Genomic DNA, 7,328 nt, shown 5'->3' with positions numbered 1-7,328 from the left:
CCTTCGCGGCCCAGTATCCGGAGCCGGCCGCCCGCCTCAAGGGCGCTCCCTGCGGTCGCGTGGCTTCGCCACCGGCCTGCGGCCGGCCCAGCCGGGCCTATTCCGGCGCAAAGCGCCGGAATTCTCGGCTTTTTATGCGCAACGCGCATTCCCGGCGCCCGCCGAATTTCCATCGGAATTCCCCTCGGGTGTTTCCCGGGATTCGCCCCAGGCGAATTCCGGGAATGGGGCGCGAGCATTTTTCGAAATCATCAGCGCCATTTTTCGGCGAAATCCAATTTCCGGCGCTCGCATTTTTCTGTGACGCGGATTTTGGTGATCTTGCGCGATTCGGTGAATTCGGAATTCTCGTCAGCCGATTTTCCGGCGCATTCCCGGCCGTTTTCCCCGCGCTCCCAATCCCCTTCGATGGTCACTCTGTGTGACGAAAATGGGGTCCCGGGAGGGGGTCGTCCGGAGCAGGGTCCCACCCTCTCTGTATAGATGCTCGGGGCCCCGGGGGTGGGACCCCTGGGACCCCGAGACAAAACCGCAGGTCAGGGGCACAAAAAAGGGTCCCAGTTGGGGTGGGACCCCGGGTGGGACCCCGGGTGGGACCCTCACGTTAACTGCCCTGGGTCCCACCCCTCGTGCAACGTTCAGCGGCCCTGGGTCCCACCCGGGGTCCATCACGGAATGTGTCCAAGCGGCGTGCGGGGGAAAATACCGAAACTCGTCCCGTGCCGGTATTCCGGGCGGCATCGTTGGGCCTATTGGAGACCCAACTTCGGGAGGCAAGGCATGTTCGAGAAGCGGCGGGTGCTGTTCGGCGAGCCGGTGCAGATCACCGCGAGTCCGGAGCGAAACGCCCTGGTCACGGCCTTGAAGGCCATCGAGGCGCGGGAGGGGGAGCGCAAGGGCTGGGACCAGCCGCCGCGCCTGTTCTCCCTGCACCTGGCGGACATCGACTCCGGGGCGGTGGAGCTGCGGGTCATCCCGCCGCGCGTGTGGACCCGAGGTCGGCGCAACCCGGCCGATGACCTGCTGGCCTGGGCCCAGCAGGTGCCGGAGACGGGGCCGGTGGACTACCTGGCCTTCGCGGACTCCCCGGACGGCTTCGCGGGCCTGGCCTTCATGGTCGAAGCCTGGGCGGCCCCGATGGACACGGTGACCCCGGAGGAGGCGGCCCGCCGCGCGGCCGGGGAACGGACCTTCCTCGACGCAGGCCGGGAAGGCCGGCGCGAGGCCCGGATGGTGATGGCCGTGGACGTCAACGGCCACGCCTACACGCTCCAGCGGCTGCGCGGGGACGCCGAGCCCCGGGTGGGTACGACCGGGGCCGACCCGGACCACCTCATCGAGGAGTCCCGGGGACGGGCCCCGTACGCCCTGGGGCGCCTCGTCCACGCGGTCCGCACAGGTGCCCTGCGGCTGGGCTGAGGGACGGCGAAGGCCCCCGCGCCCGGTTCCCGGGGCGGGGGCCTTCGCGCTGCGCGGGGTGGCTAGTCGCAGCACCCGTCGCAGAGCTGCCCGACGTCGTCCACGTGGTCGTCGCCGCACGCGATGCACAGCCAGCCGTCGCAGTGCTGGCACTCCACGTCGTAGTGGACAGCGTCGCTGTTGTTGGGGTTGGGGTACCTCTCGGGCCGGTCGCACGCCTGGGTGCTGGCGCGGGTGTCGGTCATGTCTCCTCCTCCGTCGTGACCGCTACCAGGGCTCGTAGCCGCTGTCGGGGTCGTTGCTGGCGTCGTAGTCACCGTGGGCGCTCTCGTCGTAGGCGATGCCCTGGATGGTCGAGCCCTCGTAGTCGAGCTGTTCGTCGAAGCCGCGCCCGTCTGCGTAGATCTCGGCGACGATCCGGACGGCGGTCTCCTGGTCGCCGTGGTCCATGGCGTCGAGGAACCGGTGCACCTGCTGGCCGCTTAGGTGTCCCCGGGCGGTGCCGGTCCACTTGGTCTCGCTGATCTTCCACTTGCCGAGGATGGCGACGTGCAACGTGCCGGGACGGGCCGAGCGCTTGCGCGCCATCTCCCGTGCGGCCTCTTCGCGTTCGGCCTCGGCCGCGCGTTCCTCGGCCTCGCGGAGCTGTTCCTCAGTGAGGCCGGCCTCTTCACCTCCGGGGCCCTCCGGGCCCTCGCCCGGGCCGGGGGGCTGCGGGGGGCCAGCAGGGGGCGCGGGCGGCCCGGTAGGCGGAGCGGGAGGGGCGGGCGGTGCCGCAGCCTCAGGCGGGGCCGTGGGCGCCTTCTCGCGGCCTGTGACGCGCCGCGCGGCTCCGCCGATCGCGGAGCCGATCTTCTTGATCCAGCCGAACGCCATGTCAGACCCCCTGTCGCTTCATGTAGATCCGCAGGGCTTCCCCGGCGTGGCGGGTCTTGCGGGGGTCCTCCATCAGGGGCAGCAGCGCGGAGACGGGCGCGCTGCCCTCCACGGTCCACAGGCCGCCCCGGTGGTTGCCCAGCTTCATGCCCGGGGGCGCGGCCAGCACCGGATCGGCCTCGTCGGAGACCATCGTGATGGCGTCGGTCTCCAGGGTGAGCGGGAAACGCCTGGACTGGGAGAACGTGCGCAGGTCCCGCCAGGTGTTGGAGATCGCGGCGTCCTGGAGGGCTGCGGCCCAGTCGGGGCGGTAGATCTTCCTGGCGTAGATCTCGCCGGTCAGGTGGTCGCGCTCGGGCTCGTTGCGCTCCAGGTAGCCCCGGCCCGACTTGTACAGCGCGCCGTTCAGGCGCTTGGCCAGGGCGGCGGTCTCGCGCCCGGCCTCGACTTCGGCCAGCAGGAACTCCCGGCCCAGGCGGATGCGGTCGTAGCCGGTCTCCATCACGCGGCGGCTGTCCTTCCAGACCAGGGCCTCCAGGACGACCGGCGTCCAGTCTCGGTACGCCTCCATCAGCAGGATCACGGCCGGGGTGGAGCGCACCCACCAGCCGCCTTCCTCGGCCTTGCGGAGCTGGAAGATCGGCAGGCCGGGCAGCCCGAACCCGGGCACCTCCGCCACGCGCCAAAGGCCGGCCTTCTTCGGGTCGAACTCCACGCCGTCCGCGTAGTGGGTCGGCTCACCGACCCCGAGAGGCGTGTTCGACCAGGCGGACAGCCACGCGGCCGTCTTGTCGTACCGGTGCAGCCACTTCGCCTCGCGCTCCGGCGGCTCCATGCGCCGGTTCCACCCGAGGTGGACGATCGGCTTGAGCCGCTGCCCGGCGGTGAACTGCGGGATCTGCTCCAGGCGGATCGCCTCGCACCGGGCCAGGTCGGCGGTCATCCCGGCGTAGCCCATGGCGGTCATGTTGACGTTGCGGTAGTACCGCTCCACCTTGGGGTGCTTGCCCGTGCCCCGGCTGGACAGCAGGAACAGCATCACGGCGTCCAGGAGGGCCGCGCCGTCCACGGCGGCACCGAAGGAGTCCTCCAGGCGGGACGGGTCGTAGACCGGGATCGAGATCTCGCGCCGCTCGCCCTCGGCGGGGATGGCGGTCATCCAGAACGAAAGGCCGGCGGGCTCGACCCGCTCGACCACGCCGCCCGCCACGGGGGCGGCCCACGGGTGCTCGTGCGGCTTCACCAGCTCCCCGTGCACGGCGATGTCGTAGGCGGGCAGGCCCATGGCCTCGATGGCGCTGGCGTGGACGTACAGGGTGCGCACGTCGTACGCCGCCATGAGCGCGTAGGTCTCCTCCACGTTGCCCGGCATGGGCACCGGCACCGGCCGCATGTTGGGCAGGTGCAGCCCGGTGCCCGCCAGCACACCGACCTTCGCCGCGCTGAACCCCGCGTCGACCAGCTCATCCCACCGCGGCTCGGTCACCTCCCGAACCAGCGCAGGCATCCCGGCCTCCACGGTCGGGACCGGCTCCGCCTCGGGCGCGGACATCGACAGCTCGACCTGGGTGGGCACGAACACCGTCTCGGCCGGAGCGTCGCCGGGCACCTCGGTCGGCTCCTGGTGGCCCGTGCCGCCGTCGCCCTGCCCGCCGTCGCCGTCTTCGGCGGCATCGGCCGGACCGCCGAAGACCTCCTCCGCCCGGTCCACGTTGAACCGCAGCATCCGGCTGGTCAGCCCCTTGCCCCGGATCGGCTTGGGAATCCTGGTGCCGAGGTGGCCGGTGTCTCCGCGCCGGAACACCTCGGCGTCGGCGAGCTGCCGAAGGGCGTTGAGGACGTTCTCGACGCCCTCCTTGACGGCGGCCTCCTCAACGACCGGCTCCAGCACCCACCACTCGCCCCGGTCGCTGCGGACGAACCCCTTGGGCTTGCGCCCGACCTCGGCCGCGACCCTGGGCAGGTCCTCCATCTCGGGGAACGCGGACGCCTCCAGGCGCAGGGCGTCCAGCCCCCGCCACAGCCGCTCGCCGTCCGGGACGTTGGTCTCGGCGGCGGCCTGGGCGGCCTGGCCCAGGCGGTCGGCGGCGGCCTTCTCGGCGGCCGGGCCCAGCTCCGGCACGCCGATGGCCTTGCCCAGGACGTGGGCGCCGACGACCCAGGCCATGTGGATCTCGGCGATGGTGTCGGGGATGCCGCCGGTGCGCGGGGCGTGCTTGGAGCACAGCTCCAGGTGGGCCGTGCGGGCCTCAGCCAGCTTCGCCGTGGTGAAGGCGCCGGCCTTGAGCGCCCACTCGATGGGCCAGCCGCCGTGGTCGCGGGCGAGTCGCTTGAGTCGCTTGGCGACGTGCTCCGCCCGCTTGTCGTCGGCGCTGACCTTGTTGCCCTCGGAGTCCACCCAGGCGTGGGGGAAGAACGGTGACTGGATCTCCAGCAGGCGCGAGGCCAGGTCTTCGGTCTGGCCCCGGAACTTGAGCGGCTGGTTGGAGCTGGAGACCAGCACCGAGTGCCAGAAGCCGTCCCAGTCCCGGATCGAGCCGTCCGCCGTGCCCATGGCCCGGAAGCACCCGCTCACGATCTGGGAGAACTCCCCGGACGCCTGCTGCGGCGTGCGGCCCGACGAGGAGTGCTCATCGATGCAGCACGGCAGGAACCCGCGCCCGCGCAGGTTCTGGGTGATGCCCTGCTTCGAGCTGTTCCAGGTCATCAGCAGCTGCTGACGGCGCGGGCGGATGTTGCCGAACAGCGCCGCGCACACCTGGATCGCCGTGGACTTGCCCTGCTGGCCGGGCCCGTAGAGGTTCAGGATGTGGGCCAGCACGCCGAGCGTGTCGAGCATCGGGCCGGAGAACATCGCGCCCATCACCAGCGCGGCCTTCGGGTCGAGGACGGCGTAGGCGCCGATCTCCTCCCACGCGGCCTGGGCGGCCTTCTCGGTCCCGGCCTGGGTGCGGTAGCCGTACGCCTGGGCGTCAGCCCCGGGCAGCACGAGATCACCCGATTCGGTGTCGTAGAAGGTCCGCGCGGCGACGGTCGGGGCGTCGTCGGCCTCCATGCGGATCGCCTTGGCGAAGGCGTGCCGCTCGTCCGGGCCGGTCGGCCGGCGGTTGCCGGTCTTCGCCGACCAGGTGCCCTTGTCGAGCTCGTCTTCGGTCACCAGGCGCCCCCGGCGCTGGCGCTTGGCCGTGAGCAGGTACTCGCTGCGGATGTTCTCGCCGTCGTCGGCCAGGTGCTCGACGACGGCCGCCACCTTGGGCACCTCGCCGATGTGCAGCAGGGGTGAGCCCTTGCGGTGCTGGTGCAGGATCATCCGGTCCGCACGGCGGAAGAACCAGCCGTCCTTCATGCCGGGGATCGGGATGCAGCCCGCCGGAACGCCTTCACGGTCGAGCTGGGAAACGGTGGCCCCGTCGCCTTCCTGCTGGCGGGGGATCGGGGCGGACTTCTTTCGGGTGGGCAAGAACGTGCCTCTCCCGGTGCCATGGTGTGTCGGGGACCCGTGGTCGCCTACACTCGACACCGATTCGTGGCCCGCCTTCCGGATACCACCCCTCACCTCGGCTACCACAGCCAAGAAGAGGGTCCGGGGGGCGGGTTGGTCGTTTCTGGGGTTAAGCGCTGTTCGTGGGGGTGAGGTTACTCCCCGTTGCGGATTTCGATTCCTGCGGCGTCCCCGGGCGGCCGGGGCACGACGGACAGGCGAACCCGCCCATCCTCCAGGGGCACCATCTCGATCGCGTGGAACACGCCGTCCGGCGTGCCGAGTGAGTCGACGTCCACGACGGCGGAGGCGGGCAGGTCGTAGGACCCGCCCAGGTGCATCAAGAGGCCGACCAGCATCATGTGCGACAGCCCGGCGGGCTCGGGCAGTCCGGTCATGATGTGGCCTTCTTCGTGGTGGTCTTCTTCGCCGGAGCCTTCTTCGGCCGGACCTCCATGCCCGCGTTCTCCAGCCAGGCGTAGAGGGTGGTCGGGCTGACCTGGGCGAGTTCCCGCACGCGGTTGCGCAGGGCGCCGGCCTTGATGGCCTTGATGGCGACGGGCTCCAACTCGCCGAGTAGGGCGGCTGCTTGTTCCAGCAGAGCGGCGCGCTTTGCCCCGATCTCTGCCACTTCGCGCAGTGCTGCTACCTGCGCTTCCTCGCGAATCTCCATGGCAGGAGCATAGACCAGAAACTCACTGCGGAACATGGTTGTACACGCGATGGTTTGTGTGTCATGGTGGAGCCGTTCCCAAACGGGAGCGGCCCCGAGCCGGTGTCTCACCACCTGCTCAGGGCCTTGACCACCCCCCTTTCTAGAGAAGGAGGGCGATCCGTGATGGATCGTACCCAGGGGTCCGGCACGTCCGTGCCCGCCCCCACCCCGAACCCCGCTCCGGCGCCCGAGCCGACCCCGGCCCCGGCCCCCGAGCCGGTCGTCCTGGAGCGCGGCTCCGGCATCAGCGTGATCTGGCCCCAGGACGGTGCCCGATGAGCTACGCCGGTGGCGGGACCCCCGTCCAGAAGCCCAGCCCCCAGCCGAAGGCCCCGAAGGCCGGCCTCGTCTGGCAGGCCCTCACTCCGCAGCGCTTGACCGTCCTGGTGGCCGCGCTGTTCGCCGCCGCCGCCGCTGGTGCGGCCGGCGCCTTCATGGCCCACTTCGACGCGCCGTTCTGGGCGGAGCTGGTCGTCGCCGAGCTGGTGGCGGTCGGCACGTTGCTCGGCTCGTTCGAGCTGCTGGCCGGTTGGCTCCGGCGGGCCGAGGAGAAGGCGCTGTTCGCCATCCAGGAGAAGGCCGCCGCCGCCCACTGGGCCGGTACCTGCGGCTGCACCTCCACCGCCGTGATGCTCGCCGACTGCGACGCGTGGAACGACGCGCTGCTGCTGGCCGTGGAGTTCGAGGACGGTGCCCGATGAACGCCTCTGTGCGGCGTACGGCGGGCCGGGCCTGGCTCGCGGCCCCGGCCCTGGCGGTGACTGTCGTCTCGGCGGTGCTGACCGTCGCGGTGGTGGTCCTGTGGCTGGGTGGCGTGATGCCGCTGGCCCTGGCGCG

General features: G+C 71.1%; 9 protein-coding genes. 3 read left to right on the top strand and 6 right to left on the bottom strand.

What is annotated here, in order from left to right; translation table 11 throughout:
- Positions 1-251: 251 nt before the first annotated feature.
- Entirely contained in the window at positions 252-416 is a 165-nt protein-coding gene (locus ACFVXG_RS45595) for a hypothetical protein (protein WP_387936428.1), read from the bottom strand.
- A gap of 364 nt (positions 417-780) precedes the next feature.
- On the opposite strand from ACFVXG_RS45595, the gene ACFVXG_RS45590 reads away from it, so the two are divergent.
- Positions 781-1,419, top strand: coding sequence for a hypothetical protein (locus tag ACFVXG_RS45590; RefSeq protein WP_387936427.1), 639 nt, complete (start codon positions 781-783; stop codon positions 1,417-1,419).
- 62 nt (positions 1,420-1,481) lie between these two features.
- On the opposite strand, the gene ACFVXG_RS45585 is transcribed toward ACFVXG_RS45590, so the two are convergent.
- The 5 genes from ACFVXG_RS45585 to ACFVXG_RS45565 form a co-directional block, all read right to left on the bottom strand.
- Entirely contained in the window at positions 1,482-1,664 is a 183-nt protein-coding gene (locus ACFVXG_RS45585; RefSeq protein ID WP_387936426.1) for a hypothetical protein, read from the bottom strand.
- A gap of 22 nt (positions 1,665-1,686) precedes the next feature.
- On the bottom strand, positions 1,687-2,007 hold the full coding sequence (locus ACFVXG_RS45580) for a hypothetical protein (RefSeq protein WP_387936425.1): 321 nt from the start codon (positions 2,005-2,007) through the stop codon (positions 1,687-1,689).
- 289 nt (positions 2,008-2,296) lie between these two features.
- Positions 2,297-5,755 (bottom strand): DUF927 domain-containing protein, encoded by a 3,459-nt coding sequence (locus ACFVXG_RS45575; RefSeq protein WP_387936424.1) that lies wholly within the window; start codon positions 5,753-5,755, stop codon positions 2,297-2,299.
- Between the two features lie 176 nt (positions 5,756-5,931).
- Positions 5,932-6,174, bottom strand: coding sequence for a pRL2-19 (locus tag ACFVXG_RS45570; RefSeq protein ID WP_387936423.1), 243 nt, complete (start codon positions 6,172-6,174; stop codon positions 5,932-5,934).
- The gene (locus ACFVXG_RS45565; RefSeq protein ID WP_387936422.1) at positions 6,171-6,449 is read right to left on the bottom strand and encodes a hypothetical protein; all 279 of its coding nucleotides are present in this window, start codon (positions 6,447-6,449) and stop codon (positions 6,171-6,173) included. The genes ACFVXG_RS45570 and ACFVXG_RS45565 overlap by 4 nt, the downstream gene beginning before the upstream one ends.
- A gap of 165 nt (positions 6,450-6,614) precedes the next feature.
- Between ACFVXG_RS45565 and ACFVXG_RS45560 the strand changes: the two genes are divergently transcribed.
- A complete protein-coding gene (locus tag ACFVXG_RS45560) occupies positions 6,615-6,770 on the top strand; it encodes a hypothetical protein (protein ID WP_387936421.1) in 156 nt (51 codons plus the stop codon).
- Complete coding sequence (locus ACFVXG_RS45555; protein ID WP_387936420.1) at positions 6,767-7,192, top strand: hypothetical protein; 426 nt, start codon at positions 6,767-6,769, stop codon at positions 7,190-7,192. The genes ACFVXG_RS45560 and ACFVXG_RS45555 overlap by 4 nt, the downstream gene beginning before the upstream one ends.
- Positions 7,193-7,328 lie beyond the last annotated feature (136 nt).

Origin of the sequence: Kitasatospora sp. NPDC058162 (genome assembly GCF_042884005.1) — a bacterium.
Classification (GTDB): domain Bacteria; phylum Actinomycetota; class Actinomycetes; order Streptomycetales; family Streptomycetaceae; genus Kitasatospora.
Note: the sequence above shows the minus strand (reverse complement) of the source record. Positions and strands in the feature narration are given on the sequence as shown.

What these genes read in the sequence shown, in the direction of transcription:
- ACFVXG_RS45560 (WP_387936421.1), top strand. Translation starts at nt 6,615, where the DNA reads ATGGATCGTACCCAGGGGTCCGGCACGTCCGTGCCCGCCCCCACCCCG.
- ACFVXG_RS45590 (WP_387936427.1), top strand. Translation starts at nt 781, where the DNA reads ATGTTCGAGAAGCGGCGGGTGCTGTTCGGCGAGCCGGTGCAGATCACC.
- ACFVXG_RS45580 (WP_387936425.1), bottom strand. Translation starts at nt 2,007, where the DNA reads ATGGCGCGCAAGCGCTCGGCCCGTCCCGGCACGTTGCACGTCGCCATC.
- ACFVXG_RS45570 (WP_387936423.1), bottom strand. Translation starts at nt 6,174, where the DNA reads ATGACCGGACTGCCCGAGCCCGCCGGGCTGTCGCACATGATGCTGGTC.
- ACFVXG_RS45565 (WP_387936422.1), bottom strand. Translation starts at nt 6,449, where the DNA reads ATGGAGATTCGCGAGGAAGCGCAGGTAGCAGCACTGCGCGAAGTGGCA.
- ACFVXG_RS45555 (WP_387936420.1), top strand. Translation starts at nt 6,767, where the DNA reads ATGAGCTACGCCGGTGGCGGGACCCCCGTCCAGAAGCCCAGCCCCCAG.
- ACFVXG_RS45585 (WP_387936426.1), bottom strand. Translation starts at nt 1,664, where the DNA reads ATGACCGACACCCGCGCCAGCACCCAGGCGTGCGACCGGCCCGAGAGG.